Origin of the sequence: Pseudomonas sp. PDM19, from assembly GCF_014852215.1 — a bacterium.
In the GTDB taxonomy this organism is placed as follows: domain Bacteria; phylum Pseudomonadota; class Gammaproteobacteria; order Pseudomonadales; family Pseudomonadaceae; genus Pseudomonas.
Genome location: NZ_JACVBG010000001.1, coordinates 153918 through 170183 on the forward strand (window position 1 = coordinate 153918; position 16266 = coordinate 170183).

Below are 16266 nucleotides of genomic sequence, written 5' to 3' on the forward strand. Positions count from 1 at the left end.
GTTTCGGGGCCTGGAAAAGAAAAGCCCCGCTCGGGGCGGGGCTTTTCATCACGCTAGGAGACTCAGACCTGGACGGCCGGGATCTTCGCGTTGGCAGCAGCTTCGCGGAACTCGGCGATCTGGTCGAAGCTCAGGTAGCGGTAGATGTCGGCAGACATGCTGTCGATATCCTTCGCGTAGGCCATGTACTCCTCGACGGTCGGCAGCTTGCCGATGATCGAAGCGACAGCGGCCAGCTCGGCGGATGCCAGGAACACGTCGGTGGCGTCGCCCAGACGGTTCGGGAAGTTACGGGTCGAGGTGGAGACCACGGTCGAACCGGTCTGTACGCGAGCCTGGTTACCCATGCACAGCGAGCAGCCCGGCATTTCCATGCGCGCGCCAGCCTTGCCGTAGATGCCGTAGTAGCCTTCTTCGGTCAGCTGGTGGGCGTCCATCTTGGTCGGCGGAGCCAGCCACAGACGGGTCGGAATACCACCCTTGACCTTGTCCAGCAGTTTGCCGGCAGCGCGGAAGTGACCGATGTTGGTCATGCAGGAACCGATGAAGACTTCATCGATCTTGCGGCCTTCGACGCTGGACAGCAGACGGGCGTCGTCCGGGTCGTTCGGAGCGCAGAGTACCGGCTCCTTGACGTCGGCCAGGTCGATCTCGATGACCGCGGCGTATTCGGCGTCCTTGTCGGCTTCCAGCAGTTGCGGGTTGGCCAGCCAGGCTTCCATCGCTTGCGCGCGGCGCTCCAGGGTGCGGGCGTCACCGTAGCCTTCGCCGATCATCCAGCGCAGCAGGGTGATGTTGGACTTCAGGTACTCGGCGATCGCCTCTTCCGGGAGCTTGATGGTGCAACCGGCAGCCGAACGCTCGGCGGAGGCGTCGGACAGCTCGAAGGCTTGCTCGACGGTCAGGTCGTTCAGGCCTTCGATCTCGAGGATGCGGCCGGAGAAGATGTTCTTCTTGCCCTTCTTCTCGACGGTCAGCAGGCCAGCCTGGATGGCGTAGTAGGGGATCGCATGGACCAGGTCACGCAGGGTGATGCCCGGTTGCAGCTGGCCCTTGAAGCGCACCAGAACCGATTCCGGCATATCCAGCGGCATGACGCCGGTGGCAGCGGCGAAGGCGACCAGGCCGGAACCGGCCGGGAAGCTGATGCCGATCGGGAAGCGGGTGTGCGAGTCGCCGCCGGTGCCGACGGTGTCAGGCAGCAGCATGCGGTTCAGCCAGCTGTGGATGATGCCGTCGCCCGGACGCAGGGAAACACCGCCGCGGGTCATGATGAAGTCCGGCAGGGTGTGGTGGGTCTTGACGTCGATCGGCTTCGGATAAGCGGCGGTGTGGCAGAAGGACTGCATCACCAGGTCGGCGGAGAAGCCCAGGCAAGCCAGGTCTTTCAGCTCGTCGCGGGTCATCGGGCCGGTGGTGTCCTGGGAACCGACGGTGGTCATCTTCGGTTCGCAGTAGGTGCCCGGACGTACGCCCTGGCCTTCGGCCAGACCGCAGGCGCGGCCAACCATCTTCTGGGCGAGGGTGAAGCCCTTGCCGCTGTCGGCCGGCGCTTCCGGCTTCTTGAACAGGTCGGAGGCAGGCAGACCCAGCTCGGCGCGGGCCTTCTCGGTCAGGCCGCGGCCAACGATCAGCGGGATACGGCCGCCGGCGCGGACTTCATCGAGCAGAACCGGGGTCTTCAGCTCGAAGGTGGTGACCACTTCGCCGCTGTCATGACGGGTGACCTTGCCTTCGTACGGGTATACGTCGATGACGTCGCCCATGGCCAGGTTGGTGCAGTCGAATTCGATCGGCAGGGCGCCGGCGTCTTCCATGGTGTTGTAGAAGATCGGGGCGATCTTGGTGCCGAAGCAGAAACCACCGCCGCGCTTGTTCGGCACGTAGGGGATGTCGTCGCCGAAGAACCACAGCACCGAGTTGGTGGCGGACTTACGGGAAGAACCGGTACCGACCACGTCACCGACGTAGGCAACCGGGAAGCCCTTGGCCTTGACCGCTTCGATCTGCTTCAGCGGACCGACGGAGCCCGGCTGGATCGGCTCGATGCCGTCGCGGGCCATTTTCAGCATGGCCAGGGCGTGCAGCGGGATGTCAGGGCGCGACCAGGCGTCCGGAGCGGGGGACAGGTCGTCGGTGTTGGTTTCGCCGGGGACCTTGAACACGGTCAGGGTCAGCTTCTCGGCGACGGCCGGACGGGCCTTGAACCACTCGCCTTCGGCCCAGGACTGCAGCACGGACTTGGCGGCGGCGTTGCCTTTCTTGGCGCGCTCGGCGACGTCGTGGAAGGCGTCGAACATCAGCAGGGTGTGCTTCAGTTGCGCGGCGGCGACTTCGGCCAGCTCGGCGCTGTCCAGCAGCTCGACCATGGTGGTGATGTTGTAGCCACCCTGCATGGTGCCCAGCAGCTCGAGGGCGCGGGTCTTGGAAAGCAGCGGGGAAGTGGCTTCACCCTTGGCGACGGCGGACAGGAAACCGGCCTTGACGTAGGCAGCTTCGTCCACGCCCGGCGGTACGCGGTTGGTGATCAGGTCGAGGAGAAATTCTTCTTCGCCGGCCGGCGGGTTCTTCAGGAGTTCGACCAGACCAGCGGTCTGTTCGGCGTTCAGCGGCTGGGGCACGACGCCCTGGGCGGCACGCTCTTCTACGTGTTTGCGATAGGCTTCAAGCACAGTATTTCCCTCATCAGTGGTCCCGGAGGACGCGTATCCAGGAGACCCCTCCGATCCATTCGTCAGGCATGGTGGACGGTAATCCACTGACCTACGACGGCACCGGCGATCTCCGGGCAGAAGCTGTTTTCAAAGTTTTACGCCGGGGTGGCCTGGGACTGATGGGAATGGGCGCTTGAGGGAGGCGCCCAGACCGCGCGGCTGCCGGAATCTGTGCTTCGTGACGCTTTGAAAACAGCTTCTTTCGGACAATGACGCCAAAAAGGCGCAGCCATTCTAATGGAATTAATGGGCCTTGGTAAGCCGATTTGCGTGGCGCCCGAGGGTGATCTTGCCTAGACAAAGGGCTAACATGCCCGCTTTGCCAGCTATCTGTTCAGCCATGTCTTCGCAACGCATCAAAACCCCCTGTGTCGGGCTCTGCTCGACGGTCTATGGCGACCTGGTCTGCCGTGGCTGCAAGCGCTTCCACCACGAAGTGGTGAACTGGAACCGCTACGGCGACGAGGAGAAGCGGGCGGTCCTGAGCCGTCTGGAGATCCTGTTGACGCAGGTGATGATGGCCAAGCTGGAAGTCTTCGATGCGTCCTTGCTGCGCAGCCAGCTGGAGCAGCGGCAGATCCGCTTCGTGCCCGAGCAGTCGCCCTATTGCTGGGCCTACCAGCTGATTGCCCGCGGCTCGCGGATGATCAACCAGGTGGAAGCCTACGGTCTGGCGCTGCTGCCGGAGTTTCGCGAATGGCCGCTGCCGGACCTGCGCGACGCCATCGACAAGGAGTTCTTCATCCTCTCCGAGGCGCATTACGAGCGTTATATCGCGCCGAGCTTCCTGGCTGACGCGCTGGAGTCGCGGGTCTGATCGTTGCCGCGCAATGAGAAAGCCGCCCGATGGGCGGCTTTTTCGTCATGGCTGCCGGATCACGGCTTGGCGGCGATCTCTTCCAGGTGGGCGATGATGTCGTCCGGCTTGAGGACCAGGATGTCGCTCTCCAGCGAATCCAGCACCACTTCGGCGGTGTTGCCGATCAGTGCGCCGGACAGCCCGGTGCGTGCCACGCTGCCGATCACCGTCACCGCCGCGTCGAGGTTGTGCGCCGCGCGGGGGATCAGTACGTCCGCCGGGCCTTCCTCGATGTGCAGGTGCTGGTCGTCGACGCCGAATTCGGCCTGGAACGCCTTGCATGCCTCGCGGTACTTGGCCTCGATGGTCTCGCTGAGCTGGAAGGTCGGGTCGGCGGCTGAGAGCATGGGCGAGGGGTGCGCGCTGATGACGTGCAACTGGCCGTGGGCGAGGCCTGCGATATCGTAGGCGTGGCTGACGATGCCGGCGTGCAGGGTACGGTGCTCGATGTCGTTGTTGCCCACGTCCACGGCGGCGAGGATGTTGCGTCCGGCCCAGGGCAGGCTGGTCTTCACCAGCAGCACCGGAGACGGGCAGAAGCGCAGCAGCTTCCAGTCGTCCGGGGTGAGCAGTGCTTTTTTCAGCGGGTTGTCCGGGCTGTGCTGCTTGATCACCAGCCCGCAGCCTTCGGCCTGCTGCTCGGCGATGATGGTCTGGTGCAGGTTGTCCTTCCAGGCCTGGCGGCTGGAAGCGCTGAAGCCTTCCTGGCGCAGCACCTCGGCGACTTCCTCGAGCTTGGCGCTGTAGTCGGCGCGCCGCTCGCAGGCCAGAAGATGCAGGTGCGACTGGGTAACGCTGGCGATCAGGCGGGCCCGTTTCAGCGCGAGACCTTCCGGCTGGTCCGGGTCGACGACTACGAGGATGCTACGGATGGCTTGCATGATCGTTTCCCTTCGTGCGCGTTGTTTATGTGGAGCAACTGTAGTCGGGATATCTCGTTCATGACGTTGAGGCATATCAACGCCGGAAGCTGGTTCCGCGCGGTGGCATTCGTATAATGCTCCGCCTTTATGACACCGGCCAGCCGGTGGGTCGCGAGCTTGGAGTTTTGAACATGCTGTCTGAAATCAGGGAATTCCTCGGTTGTGCCACGCCGGATGCGTGGGTGGAAGCCGCGCTGCGGGATCAGGCGGTGATGCTGATCGACCACAAGAACAACGAGTTCAAGGCCGCCAGCACGGCCCTGGCCCTGATCGCCAAGTACAGCGCCCATGAGGAGCTGGTGAACTTCATGTCGCGCCTGGCGCGCGAGGAACTGCGCCACCATGAGCAGGTGCTGGCGATCCTGAAGAAACGCGGCATCCCCCTGCGGCCGATCTCCGCCGGCCGCTACGCCTCCAGCCTGCGCACCGTGGTGCGCAACCATGAGCCGCAGAAACTGGTGGATACCCTGATCGTCGGCGCCTTCATCGAATGCCGCAGCTGCGAGCGCTTCGCCGCGCTGGTGGATCACCTGGACGCCGACCTGGCCAAGTTCTACGGCTCGCTGCTCAAATCCGAGGCAAGGCACTTCCAGGGCTACTTGAGCCTGGCGCGCCGCTATGGCGATGACGCCGACATCGACCGCCGCGTGGCGGAGATTCGCGAAGTGGAGGCTGGCCTGATCCAGTCGCCGGACAGCGAGTTCCGCTTCCACAGCGGAGTGCCGGTGGAGCAGGCGGCCTGAGTCGTCCGCCGAAATGAAAAAAGCGCCCTGACGGGCGCTTTTTCTTTGTCGCTGCTGGTGGGGCTCAGTCCTTCACCTTCAGATCCAGCGCCAAGTCGCGCGCGGCCTTGGTCGCCAGGACGCCCATCAGCTGGCCGATCTCATCCTGGCGACTGCTGGCACTGTTCTGTCCGCCGGCCATCATCACGCTGGGGACGGGCGCCTGGGCGGCTGCTTCGGCCCAGACCTTGTTGATGGCGATCAGCGCGTCCAGCTTCGGCTGCAGCGCGCCGTCCGCCTTGATCACCGCTTCGCGGGCGTAGGCATCGGCGTCGGCGGTGATCTTGGTGGCCTGCGCTGTCACGGCAGCCTTGTCGCGCAGCAACTCAGCAGTCTGCTTCTCGATCTCGGCGCGCTGCTTCTCGCGCTCGGCGTTGATCACCGCCAGCTGCTTCTCGGTTTCCGCCTGGGTGGTGCGCTCGATCTGGTCGCGCAGGGTTTCCTGGCGCTTGGCTTCTACTTCCTTCTCGCCACGGGCGGTGACCAGCAGCTTCTCTTCCTCTTCCTTCAGTCGGTTCTGGCGCGCTACGGCCAGCTCGGCCAGTGCCTGCTGCACCTTGACCATGCGCTGCTTGTACTGCGGGTTCGGGTCGACGTTGGTGATTCGCGCCTCCACCACTTCCACACCGAACTTGCGGAACTGCTGCTGTTTGCGCACCGGGATGCCCTTGGCGTCGGTGACCTTCTCGGTGACGAACTGGCTGGCGTTGTTGTCGCCGAAGCTGCCCTGTTCGGTGCCGGCCTGCAGGATCGCGGTCTGGTGTGGTACGGCACCGCGTGGGCCGCGGACCTCCTTGCGCTTGATCAGGTACAGGCCATCGTTGAGCTGGTTCTCGAACTCCGCGGCGAATTCGCTGCGGGCGCCGGCGTAGTAGTCGTCGGCGGTCATCAGCGAGGCGGTGGCCTGCAGGGTTTCCTTGATCGCCGGGACCAGCGCGGTGCGGATGAAGTTGTCCGGGTTGCGGTATTCCTGGGCCATCTTCAGGAACTGGTCGCCGCCGGGCAGGCGGAAGCGCGCGGAGGATTCGACCTTGGCGTCGACGTTGCCGAGGAAGACGATGGGGAAGGCTTCGATGGTCGCGCCCAGCCCGTCGTTGTCCGGGTTGTTGTCGTTCTCGTCCATGATCAGCACGGACTGCACGCTGATGGCTTTCTTCCAGGTGGTGGCGCGGCCGAACCACTTGGTGGCGTAGCCGACGTCGTCGACGATCTTCTCGTCGCCGAAGATGGTCCGCACGTGGGTCATGAAGCCGGCTTCGTTATAGAAGAAGACGCCGTTGAACAGGATGAAGGCGGCGGCGACCAATGCCAGGGGCAGGGCGCCGAACTTGATGAGGTTTCCCTTGCTGAACATGTTTCTTCCTTGAGTGAGCAAACCGCGAATGCTGCGCAAGGCGGTCGGTGCTGGTCAAGGAGAAATGTCTGACAGTGCGTGTGGGTTAACGCCAAAAGGCCACCATTGCGGTGGCCTGGAGCTTCACAGGGGGAAGGGTGCCTGCTGCAGGCCCTGGTCGTCGGCCTCCAGAGCCCAGCCCTGGCTGTCCCAGTCGCCGAGGACGATGCGTCGCGCGGGGCGGCCGTCGATTTCCAGTTCGTGGACGGCGGGGCGGTGGGTGTGGCCGTGGATCAGGATGCGCACGCCCTTGTCGCGCATGATCTTCTCCACTTCCGCCGGGGTGACGTCGACGATCTCGCTGGCTTTCATGCGGGTCTGCGCGCGGCTTTCCTTGCGCAGCTTGCGCGCCAGCTTGTGGCGGGTGGCCAGCGGCAGGTTGCGCAGGATGAACAGGGTCAGCGGATTGCGCAGCCAGCGACGCAGCTTCATATAGGCCGCGTCGAGGGTGCACAGGCTGTCGCCGTGCATCAGCAGGATCTTCTCGCCGTCCAGGTCGATCAGGCTCGGGTCACGCAGCAGCGTGCAGCCTGCTTCGCGGCAGAAGGCCTGGCCGATCAGGAAGTCGCGGTTGCCGTGCATCAGGTAGATGCGCGTGCCGCTGTCGGACAACTCTCGCAGGGCGCGGGCGATGGAGTGCTGGAACTCGTCCATGCCATCGTCGCCGATCCAGGCTTCGAAGAAGTCGCCGAGGATGTACAGCGCCTCGGCCATGCGGGCGCGGGTGGAGAGAAAATGCAAGAACGCCCGGGTAATGTCCGGGCGTTCCGCTTCGAGATGCAGGTCCGAGATGAACAGGACGCTCATCGACTCACTCGCCGATGACTTCTGCTTTCTCGATGATCACGTCGTCGGCCGGTACGTCCTGGTGGCCGGAGCGCATGGTGGTGGCGACGGTCTTGATCTTGTTGACCACGTCCATGCCGTCCTTCACTTCACCGAACACGCAGTAGCCCCAGCCCTGCACGGTCGGCGCGCTGTGGTTGAGGAAATCGTTGTCGGCGACGTTGATGAAGAACTGCGCGCTGGCCGAGTGCGGCTCCATGGTGCGGGCCATTGCGACGGTGCCGATCTTGTTGCCGACGCCGTTGTTGGCTTCGTTCTTGATCGACTTGCGGGTGGACTTCTGCTTCATGCCCGGCTCGAAACCGCCGCCCTGGATCATGAAGTTGTTGATCACACGGTGGAAAACGGTGTTGTCGTAATGGCCGGCCTTCACGTACTCCTTGAAATTGGCCACGGTTTCCGGCGCCTTGTCGTCGAAGAGTTCAAGGGTGATGTCGCCGAAGTTGGTCTGCAGTTTGACGGTGGTAGTCATCAGGGAATTCCGCTCTTTGGAAAAATCGAAGGCCTGTCAGGGGGTTGACAGCTTCGGCTATGATAAGCGCTTTGGTTTGGCTGGCCTACCCTGGCCGAACACCAGCATGATCAAGGACACCATGAGCAAGCCTACCGCCGATACGAAAGAAGCCACTGTTGCCGCCAACTTCCTGCGCCCGATCGTTGCGGCCGACCTGGAAAGTGGCAAGCACCAGAAAATCGTCACCCGCTTCCCGCCGGAGCCCAACGGCTACCTGCATATCGGTCACGCCAAGTCCATCTGTCTGAACTTCGGCCTGGCCAAGGAGTTCGGCGGTGACTGCCACCTGCGCTTCGACGACACCAACCCGGCGAAGGAAGACCAGGAGTACATCGATGCCATCGAGGCCGATGTGAAATGGCTGGGCTTCGACTGGGCCGGGCAGGTGCGCTACGCCTCCAACTACTTCGACCAGCTGCATGACTGGGCGGTAGACCTGATCAAGGCCGGCAAGGCTTTCGTCTGCGACCTGAACGCCGAGGAAATGCGCGCGTACCGTGGTTCGCTGACCGAGCCGGGCAAGAACAGCCCGTTCCGCGAGCGTTCTATGGAAGAGAACCTGGACCTGTTCGCCCGCATGAAAGCCGGCGAGTTCCCGGATGGCGCCCGCTCGCTGCGTGCGAAGATCGACATGGCTTCGCCGAACATCAACCTGCGCGACCCGATCCTCTACCGCATCCGCCACGCCCATCACCACCAGACCGGCGACAAGTGGTGCATCTACCCCAGCTACGACTTCACCCACGGTCAGTCGGACGCCATCGAGGGCATCACCCACTCCATCTGCACCCTGGAGTTCGAGGATCACCGCCCGCTGTACGAGTGGTTCCTGGCCAACCTGCCGGTCCCGGCCCAGCCGCGCCAGTATGAATTCGCGCGCCTGAACCTGAACTACACCATCACCAGCAAGCGCAAGCTCAAGCAACTGGTCGATGAAAACCACGTGCATGGCTGGGACGACCCGCGCATGTCGACTCTCTCCGGCTACCGCCGCCGTGGCTATACCCCGGCGTCGATTCGCACCTTCTGCGACATGATCGGCGTAAACCGCGCCGGCGGCGTGGTGGACATCGGCATGCTGGAATTCGCCATCCGTGACGACCTTGATGCCAACGCCGGCCGCGCCATGTGCGTGCTCAAGCCGCTGAAGGTGGTCATCACCAACTATCCGGAAGGCCAGGTCGAGAACCTCGAGCTGCCGCGCCATCCAAAACAGGACATGGGCGTGCGCGTGCTGCCGTTCAGCCGCGAGATCTACATCGACGCCAGCGACTTCGAGGAAGTCCCGCCGGCCGGCTACAAGCGCCTGATCCCGGGTGGCGAAGTGCGCCTGCGCGGCAGCTACGTGATCCGCGCCGACGAAGCCGTCAAGGACGCCGCCGGCAACATCGTCGAGCTGCGCTGCAGCTACGACGAGAACACCCTGGGCAAGAACCCGGAAGGTCGCAAGGTCAAGGGCGTGATCCACTGGGTGCCGGCCGCCGAGAGCGTCGAGTGCGAAGTGCGCCTGTACGACCGCCTGTTCCGTTCCGCCAATCCGGAGAAGTCGGAAGAGGGCGGCAGCTTCCTCGACAACATCAATCCGGATTCCCTGGTGGTGCTCAAGGGTTGCCGCGCCGAGCCGTCGCTGGCCAGCGCCACTGCCGAGGATCGCTTCCAGTTCGAGCGCGAAGGCTACTTCTGCGCGGATGCCAAGGATTCCAGGGCTGACGCCCTGGTATTCAACCGTACCGTGACCCTGCGCGATTCCTGGGGGCAGTAACGGATGGCTGACTTGCAGATATACAGCACGCTGTCCAAGACAAAGGACAGCTTCAAACCGCTGGTGGGCAACCAGGTGCGCATGTACGTGTGCGGCATGACCGTGTACGACTTCTGCCACATCGGCCATGCCCGCGTGATGGTGGCGTTCGACGTCATTGCCCGCTGGCTGCGCCATCGCGGCTATGACCTGACCTATGTGCGCAACATCACCGACATCGACGACAAGATCATCCGCCGCGCTCAGGAGAACGGTGAATCGTTCGAAGACCTGACCGCCCGCATGATCGCCGCGATGCATGAAGACGAGGCGCGCCTGTCGGTCCTGCGTCCGGACATCGAGCCGCGCGCCACCGGTCACATCGCCGGCATGCACGAGATGATTCAGACCTTGATCGACAAGGGTTACGCCTACGCGCCAGGCAATGGCGACGTCTACTACCGGGTCGGCAAGTTCGCCGGCTACGGCAAGCTGTCGCGCAAGAAGATCGAGGACCTGCGCATCGGTGCGCGGATCGAGGTCGACGAATCCAAGGAAGACCCGCTGGACTTCGTGCTCTGGAAGGGCGCCAAGCCGGGCGAGCCAAGCTGGGAGTCGCCCTGGGGTGCCGGGCGTCCGGGTTGGCATATCGAGTGCTCGGTGATGTCCACCTGCTGCCTGGGCGAGACCTTCGACATCCACGGCGGCGGCCCGGACCTGGTGTTCCCGCACCACGAGAACGAGATCGCCCAGAGCGAGGCGGCCACCGGCAAACTCTATGCGGCCAGCTGGATGCACGCCGGAGCGGTGCGCGTGGACGGCGAGAAGATGTCCAAGTCCCTGGGCAACTTCTTCACCATCCGCGAGGTGCTGGAGAAATACCACCCGGAAGTCGTGCGCTTCCTGCTGGTCTCCAGCCACTACCGCAGCCCGATCAACTACTCCGAAGACAACCTGAAGGAAGCCAAGGGCGCGCTGGAGCGTTTCTACACCGCGCTGCGTGGTCTGCCGCAGGTGGCTGCGGCGGGTGGCGAGGAGTTCGTCGAGCGCTTCGGCGCCGCGATGGACGACGACTTCGGTACGCCGGAAGCGGTTGCCGTGCTGTTCGAGATGGTCCGTGAGGTCAACCGCCTGCGCGAGAGCGATCCGGCGGCTGCGGCTGCACTGGCGGCACGCGTGCGTGAGCTGGGGGCTCTGCTGGGTGTTCTGCAACTGGATGCCGACGAGTTCCTCCAGGCCGGCGCAGCCGGCAAGGTCGACGCGGCGCAGGTCGAGGCACTGATCCAGGCTCGTCTGGATGCCCGTGCGGCGAAGAACTGGGCCGAATCCGACCGTATCCGCGACGAGCTGACCGCTCTGGGCGTAGTGCTGGAAGACGGCAAGGGCGGCACTACCTGGCGCCTTGCCGAGTAACAGCTCCCCGGAAATGAAAAAGGCCGCTGATCAGCGGCCTTTTTCTTGCTCGTCGAAAACCTGTCAGGTGTGCAGGTGTTCGGCGGCGTACAGGGTGTTTTCCAGCAGGCAGGCGCGGGTCATCGGGCCGACACCGCCCGGAACCGGGGTGATCCAGCTGGCGCGCTCGGCGGCGACGTCGTATTCCACGTCGCCCACCAGCTTGCCGTCTTCCTGGCGGTTGATGCCCACGTCGATGACGATGGCGCCTTCCTTGATCCACTCACCCTTGACCAGGCCCGGCTTGCCGGCGGCCACGACCACCAGGTCGGCGCGGCGTATGTGCTCGGCCAGGTCGCGGGTGAAGCGGTGGGTCACGGTGACGGTGCAGCCGCCCAGCAGCAGCTCCAGCGCCATGGGGCGGCCGACGATGTTCGATGCGCCCACTACCACTGCGTCCATGCCGTACAGATCGACGCCGGTGCTCTGCAGCAGCGTCATGATGCCTTTCGGGGTGCAGGGGCGCAGCAGTGGGATGCGCTGGGCCAGGCGGCCGATGTTGAAGGGGTGGAAGCCGTCCACGTCCTTGTCCGGGCTGATGCGTTCCAACAGCTGGGAGGCGTCGAGGTGGGCGGGGAGGGGGAGCTGGACGAGGATGCCGTCGATGGCCGGGTCGGCGTTCAGGCGGTCGATCAGTGCCAGCAGCTCTTCCTGGGTGGTGCTGGCGGGGAGGTCGTACGCCTGAGAGAGGAAGCCGACCTCTTCACAGTCCTTGCGCTTGTGCGCGACATAGACCTGAGAGGCGGGGTCGCTACCGACCAGGATCACAGCCAGGCCGGGGATGCGCAGTCCTTGCTGGCGGCGTTCATTGACGCGTTGGCCAATCTGCTGGCGGAGGCTGGCGGCGATCGCTTTGCCGTCGATCAGTTTTGCAGTCATGTCGGGGGGATAACCATTAAGGCGGGTGAAAAGAAGGCGCGCATTTTCGCATGCTGCCTCCATAAGGCAAAGGCGGGAGCCCCTGATTTGGCGTAACTCCTTTATCTCTTTGAACTTTTTTTAAAAAAGTTGTTGACGGGGTATGGCCTCATCGATAACATGCGCCCCGCTTGCCGAGCACAGCCTGAAACACGAAAGAGGCGGTGCCAACCGATTCGGTGGTTTCCACTGAGTCTGCTTAGCAAGGGTTGCCGCCACTAAAGCGCCCGTAGCTCAGCTGGATAGAGCATCCGCCTTCTAAGCGGATGGTCGCAGGTTCGAGTCCTGCCGGGTGCGCCAAGTGGCGTTCGGTACAAGCAAATGTAATATGGTGGGCGTAGCTCAGTTGGTAGAGCACAGGATTGTGGCTCCTGGTGTCGTGGGTTCGATTCCCATCGTCCACCCCATATTCCGAAGCGCCAGGCCCAGAGCCTGGCGTTTTCGTTTCTGCGGTACCCTGCGGACGTGGTGAAATTGGTAGACACGCCGGATTTAGGTTCCGGTGGCGCAAGCTGTGAGAGTTCGAGTCTCTCCGTCCGCACCATCTTCTTTCCATAAGCTCTCGCATCCGTGAATTTCCGCAGCTTCCGCTCAGGGTGACTTCTGCATTTCTAGCTACTAGAATGCTTGCCCTTGATTCTGGGAGCCGGAAGGACCGGCTTACGTCTGTGCCACGAGGAATATCCATGCAAGTTTCCGTTGAAAGCACCTCCGCTCTTGAGCGCCGCATGACCGTTGGCGTGCCGGCCGAGCGCATCGAGACCGAAGTCAACAAGCGTCTGCAGCAGACCGCTCGTCGCGCCAAGGTTCCTGGCTTCCGTCCCGGCAAGGTGCCGATGAGCGTGATCCGTCAGCGCTACGAAGCCGCCGCTCGTCAGGAAGCCCTCGGTGACCTGATCCAGGAAACCTTCTACGAAGCCGTGGTCGAGCAGAAGCTGAACCCGGCCGGTGCTCCTTCCGTCGAGCCGAAAGTGTTCGAGAAAGAGAAGGGCCTCGAGTACATCGCTACCTTCGAAGTCTTCCCCGAGTTCCAGGTTGCCGGTTTCGACGGCATCAAGGTCGAGCGCCTGCAGGCCGACGTGGCTGACGCCGATCTCGACAACATGCTGGAAATCCTGCGCAAGCAGAACACCCGCTTCGAAGCTGTTGACCGCGCCGCTCAGAACGACGACCAGGTGAACATCGATTTCGTTGGCAAGATCGACGGCGAAGCCTTCGCTGGTGGTTCCGCCAAGGGTACCCTGCTGGTGCTGGGCTCCGGCCGCATGATCCCGGGCTTCGAAGAAGGCCTGGTCGGCGCCAAGGCTGGTGAAGAGCGTGTTCTGAACGTGACCTTCCCCGAGGACTACCAGAACCTGGACCTGGCCGGCAAAGCCGCCGAGTTCACCGCTACCGTCAACAGCGTCGCCGAGCCGAAGCTGCCGGAGCTGAACGAAGAGTTCTTCGCTCTGTTCGGCGTGAAGGAAAGCACCCTGGAAGGCTTCCGCACCGAAGTTCGCAAGAACATGGAGCGTGAACTGCGTCAGGCCATCAAGTCCAAGGTGAAGAACCAGGTGATGGAAGGTCTGGTCGAGACCAACCCGATCGAAGTTCCGAAAGCCCTGATCGGCAACGAAGTCAATCGTCTGCGCGTCCAGGCTGTCCAGCAGTTCGGTGGCAACATCAAGCCCGACCAACTGCCGGCCGAGCTGTTCGAAGAGCAGGCCAAGCGCCGCGTCGTACTGGGTCTGATCGTTGCCGAGCTGGTCAAGCAGCACGAACTGAAGGCTGACGAAGCCCGCGTTCGCGAAATGATCGAAGAGATGGCTTCCGCCTATCAGGAGCCGGAACAGGTTGTTTCCTGGTACTACAAGAACGACCAGCAACTGAACGAAGTCCGTTCGGTTGTACTGGAAGAACAAGTTGTAGATACTGTCCTGCAGAAGGCCAATGTGACCGACAAGCAGGTATCCTACGAAGACGCGGTCAAGCCTGCAGAAGCTCCGCAAGCGGCCTGATCCAGCGCTTCTTCGTTCGATTGTCACAAGCCAGCCTTCGGGCTGGCTTGTGCGTCTATAGAGACATGACTTTTTATTAGGGAGTGATCGTCGGACATGCATAATCCTTATATGCCGCAAGTTCCGAACATTCAGGCCGCTGGTGGTCTGGTGCCGATGGTGGTGGAGCAGTCCGCCCGCGGTGAGCGTTCCTACGACATCTATTCGCGCCTGCTGAAGGAGCGGATCATCTTCCTGGTCGGCCAGGTCGAGGACTACATGGCCAACCTCGTGGTTGCCCAGTTGCTGTTCCTTGAAGCCGAGAATCCGGACAAGGACATCCACCTCTACATCAACTCCCCGGGTGGTTCCGTCACCGCTGGCATGTCGATCTACGACACCATGCAGTTCATCAAGCCCGACGTGTCCACCATCTGCGTGGGCCAGGCGTGCAGCATGGGTGCCCTGCTGCTGGCCGGCGGCGCCGCAGGCAAACGCTACTGCCTGCCGCATTCGCGCATGATGATCCACCAGCCGCTGGGCGGCTTCCAGGGCCAGGCCTCGGACATCGAGATCCACGCCAAGGAAATCCTCTTCATCAAGGAGCGCCTGAACCAGGTGCTGGCACACCACACCGGCCAGCCGCTGGACGTCATCGCCCGCGATACCGACCGTGACCGCTTCATGAGCGGCGACGAGGCTGTCAAGTACGGTCTGATCGATCAGGTCTTCACTCAGCGTCCTTCCGCCAGCTGAGTCTCTCCGCTGTACCGCGGCCGGTAATCCGGCCGCTCGCGGGCTTGAAAATGCCTGCGAATGCCTTCATCTTGTCCTTCACGTATATCCCCGATTGGAACGATCGAATGACTGACACCCGCAACGGCGAGGACAACGGCAAGCTGCTGTATTGCTCCTTCTGCGGCAAGAGCCAGCACGAAGTGCGCAAGTTGATTGCCGGCCCCTCGGTCTTTATCTGCGACGAGTGCGTCGACCTGTGCAATGACATCATCCGTGAGGAGGTGCAGGAAGCACAGGCGGAGAGCAGTGCGCACAAGCTTCCGGCGCCGAAAGAGATCCGCACCATCCTCGATCAGTACGTGATCGGCCAGGAACGTGCCAAGAAAACCCTGGCAGTAGCGGTGTACAACCACTACAAGCGCCTGAACCAGCGTGAGCGCAAGGACGACGTCGAACTCGGCAAGAGCAACATCCTGCTGATCGGGCCGACCGGCTCGGGCAAGACCCTGCTCGCCGAGACCCTGGCGCGTCTGCTCAATGTTCCCTTCACCATCGCCGATGCCACCACCCTCACCGAGGCTGGCTACGTGGGCGAGGACGTCGAGAACATCATCCAGAAGCTGCTGCAGAAGTGTGATTACGATGTCGAGAAGGCCCAGATGGGCATCGTCTACATCGACGAAATCGACAAGATCTCGCGCAAATCCGACAACCCGTCGATCACCCGCGACGTGTCCGGCGAAGGCGTTCAGCAGGCTCTGCTGAAGCTGATCGAAGGCACCGTGGCTTCCGTACCGCCCCAGGGCGGCCGCAAGCACCCGCAGCAGGAATTCCTGCAGGTCGACACCCGCAACATCCTGTTCATCTGCGGTGGCGCGTTCGCTGGCCTGGAAAAGGTCATCCAGAACCGTTCCACCAAGGGCGGCATCGGCTTCAATGCCGAGGTTCGCAGCCAGGAAGCGGGCAAGAAGGTTGGCGAAGCTCTGCGTGAGGTCGAGCCGGAAGATCTGGTGAAATTCGGCCTGATCCCCGAGTTCGTCGGCCGTCTGCCGATCATCGCGACCCTCGACGAGCTGGACGAGCCTGCGCTGATGCAGATTCTGACCGAGCCGAAGAACGCGCTGACCAAGCAGTATGCCAAGCTCTTCGAAATGGAAGGCGTGGACCTCGAGTTCCGCCCGGACGCGCTCAAGGCTGTTGCCCGTCGCGCGCTGGAGCGCAAGACCGGCGCCCGTGGCCTGCGTTCGATCCTCGAAGGCATCCTGCTCGATACCATGTACGAGATCCCCTCGCAGAACGATGTCAGCAAGGTGGTGATCGACGAAAGCGTCATCGAGGGCTCCTCCCAGCCGCTGCTGATCTACGAGAACAGCGAGCAGCCGGCCAAGGCTGCACCTGACGCCTGAAACC

13 protein-coding genes and 3 tRNA genes are annotated in these 16266 nt (G+C 63.0%); 10 read left to right on the forward strand and 6 right to left on the reverse strand.

Annotated elements, in window-relative coordinates; all coding sequences use genetic code 11:
- Nucleotides 1-62: 62 nt before the first annotated feature.
- Entirely contained in the window at nt 63-2672 is a 2610-nt protein-coding gene (acnB, locus tag IB273_RS00735) for a bifunctional aconitate hydratase 2/2-methylisocitrate dehydratase (protein WP_151186560.1), read from the reverse strand.
- A 382-nt stretch (nt 2673-3054) separates the two neighbouring features.
- On the opposite strand from acnB, the gene IB273_RS00740 reads away from it, so the two are divergent.
- Nucleotides 3055-3531, forward strand: coding sequence for a DUF1289 domain-containing protein (locus tag IB273_RS00740; RefSeq protein WP_081516465.1), 477 nt, complete (start codon nt 3055-3057; stop codon nt 3529-3531).
- 59 nt (nt 3532-3590) lie between these two features.
- On the opposite strand, the gene IB273_RS00745 is transcribed toward IB273_RS00740, so the two are convergent.
- Nucleotides 3591-4454, reverse strand: coding sequence for a universal stress protein (locus IB273_RS00745; RefSeq protein WP_081516466.1), 864 nt, complete (start codon nt 4452-4454; stop codon nt 3591-3593).
- Between the two features lie 173 nt (nt 4455-4627).
- Here IB273_RS00745 and IB273_RS00750 point away from each other — a divergent pair, with 173 nt between their 5' ends.
- Nucleotides 4628-5239, forward strand: a complete 612-nt coding sequence (locus IB273_RS00750; RefSeq protein ID WP_412548052.1) for a tRNA-(ms[2]io[6]A)-hydroxylase — start codon at nt 4628-4630, stop codon at nt 5237-5239.
- A 64-nt stretch (nt 5240-5303) separates the two neighbouring features.
- On the opposite strand, the gene IB273_RS00755 is transcribed toward IB273_RS00750, so the two are convergent.
- The 3 genes from IB273_RS00755 to IB273_RS00765 form a co-directional block, all read right to left on the reverse strand.
- Nucleotides 5304-6632, reverse strand: coding sequence for an SPFH domain-containing protein (locus IB273_RS00755; RefSeq protein ID WP_081516467.1), 1329 nt, complete (start codon nt 6630-6632; stop codon nt 5304-5306).
- Between the two features lie 123 nt (nt 6633-6755).
- On the reverse strand, nt 6756-7478 hold the full coding sequence (gene lpxH / locus IB273_RS00760) for a UDP-2,3-diacylglucosamine diphosphatase (protein WP_192222956.1): 723 nt from the start codon (nt 7476-7478) through the stop codon (nt 6756-6758).
- A gap of 4 nt (nt 7479-7482) precedes the next feature.
- On the reverse strand, nt 7483-7989 hold the full coding sequence (locus IB273_RS00765) for a peptidylprolyl isomerase (RefSeq protein ID WP_081516469.1): 507 nt from the start codon (nt 7987-7989) through the stop codon (nt 7483-7485).
- A 121-nt stretch (nt 7990-8110) separates the two neighbouring features.
- On the opposite strand from IB273_RS00765, the gene IB273_RS00770 reads away from it, so the two are divergent.
- A complete protein-coding gene (locus IB273_RS00770) occupies nt 8111-9793 on the forward strand; it encodes a glutamine--tRNA ligase/YqeY domain fusion protein (protein ID WP_192223784.1) in 1683 nt (560 codons plus the stop codon).
- Nucleotides 9794-9796: 3 nt separating this feature from the next.
- Nucleotides 9797-11185 carry a cysteine--tRNA ligase gene (gene cysS / locus IB273_RS00775; RefSeq protein WP_192222957.1) on the forward strand — a complete coding sequence of 463 codons (1389 nt, stop codon included), beginning with the start codon at nt 9797-9799 and terminating at the stop codon, nt 11183-11185.
- Between the two features lie 63 nt (nt 11186-11248).
- Here cysS and folD read toward each other — a convergent pair whose 3' ends face one another.
- Entirely contained in the window at nt 11249-12103 is an 855-nt protein-coding gene (folD, locus tag IB273_RS00780; RefSeq protein WP_192222958.1) for a bifunctional methylenetetrahydrofolate dehydrogenase/methenyltetrahydrofolate cyclohydrolase FolD, read from the reverse strand.
- A 262-nt stretch (nt 12104-12365) separates the two neighbouring features.
- Here folD and IB273_RS00785 point away from each other — a divergent pair.
- From IB273_RS00785 to clpX, 6 genes are all read left to right on the forward strand, one after another.
- Nucleotides 12366-12442, forward strand: a tRNA-Arg gene (locus tag IB273_RS00785).
- Nucleotides 12443-12473: 31 nt separating this feature from the next.
- Nucleotides 12474-12549 (forward strand) — tRNA-His (locus IB273_RS00790).
- 52 nt (nt 12550-12601) lie between these two features.
- Nucleotides 12602-12686 (forward strand) — tRNA-Leu (locus tag IB273_RS00795).
- Nucleotides 12687-12828: 142 nt separating this feature from the next.
- Complete coding sequence (gene tig, locus IB273_RS00800; RefSeq protein WP_054907730.1) at nt 12829-14139, forward strand: trigger factor; 1311 nt, start codon at nt 12829-12831, stop codon at nt 14137-14139.
- A gap of 96 nt (nt 14140-14235) precedes the next feature.
- Entirely contained in the window at nt 14236-14874 is a 639-nt protein-coding gene (gene clpP, locus IB273_RS00805; RefSeq protein WP_081516473.1) for an ATP-dependent Clp endopeptidase proteolytic subunit ClpP, read from the forward strand.
- Between the two features lie 107 nt (nt 14875-14981).
- A complete protein-coding gene (gene clpX, locus IB273_RS00810; RefSeq protein WP_017519553.1) occupies nt 14982-16262 on the forward strand; it encodes an ATP-dependent Clp protease ATP-binding subunit ClpX in 1281 nt (426 codons plus the stop codon).
- Nucleotides 16263-16266: the final 4 nt, after the last annotated feature.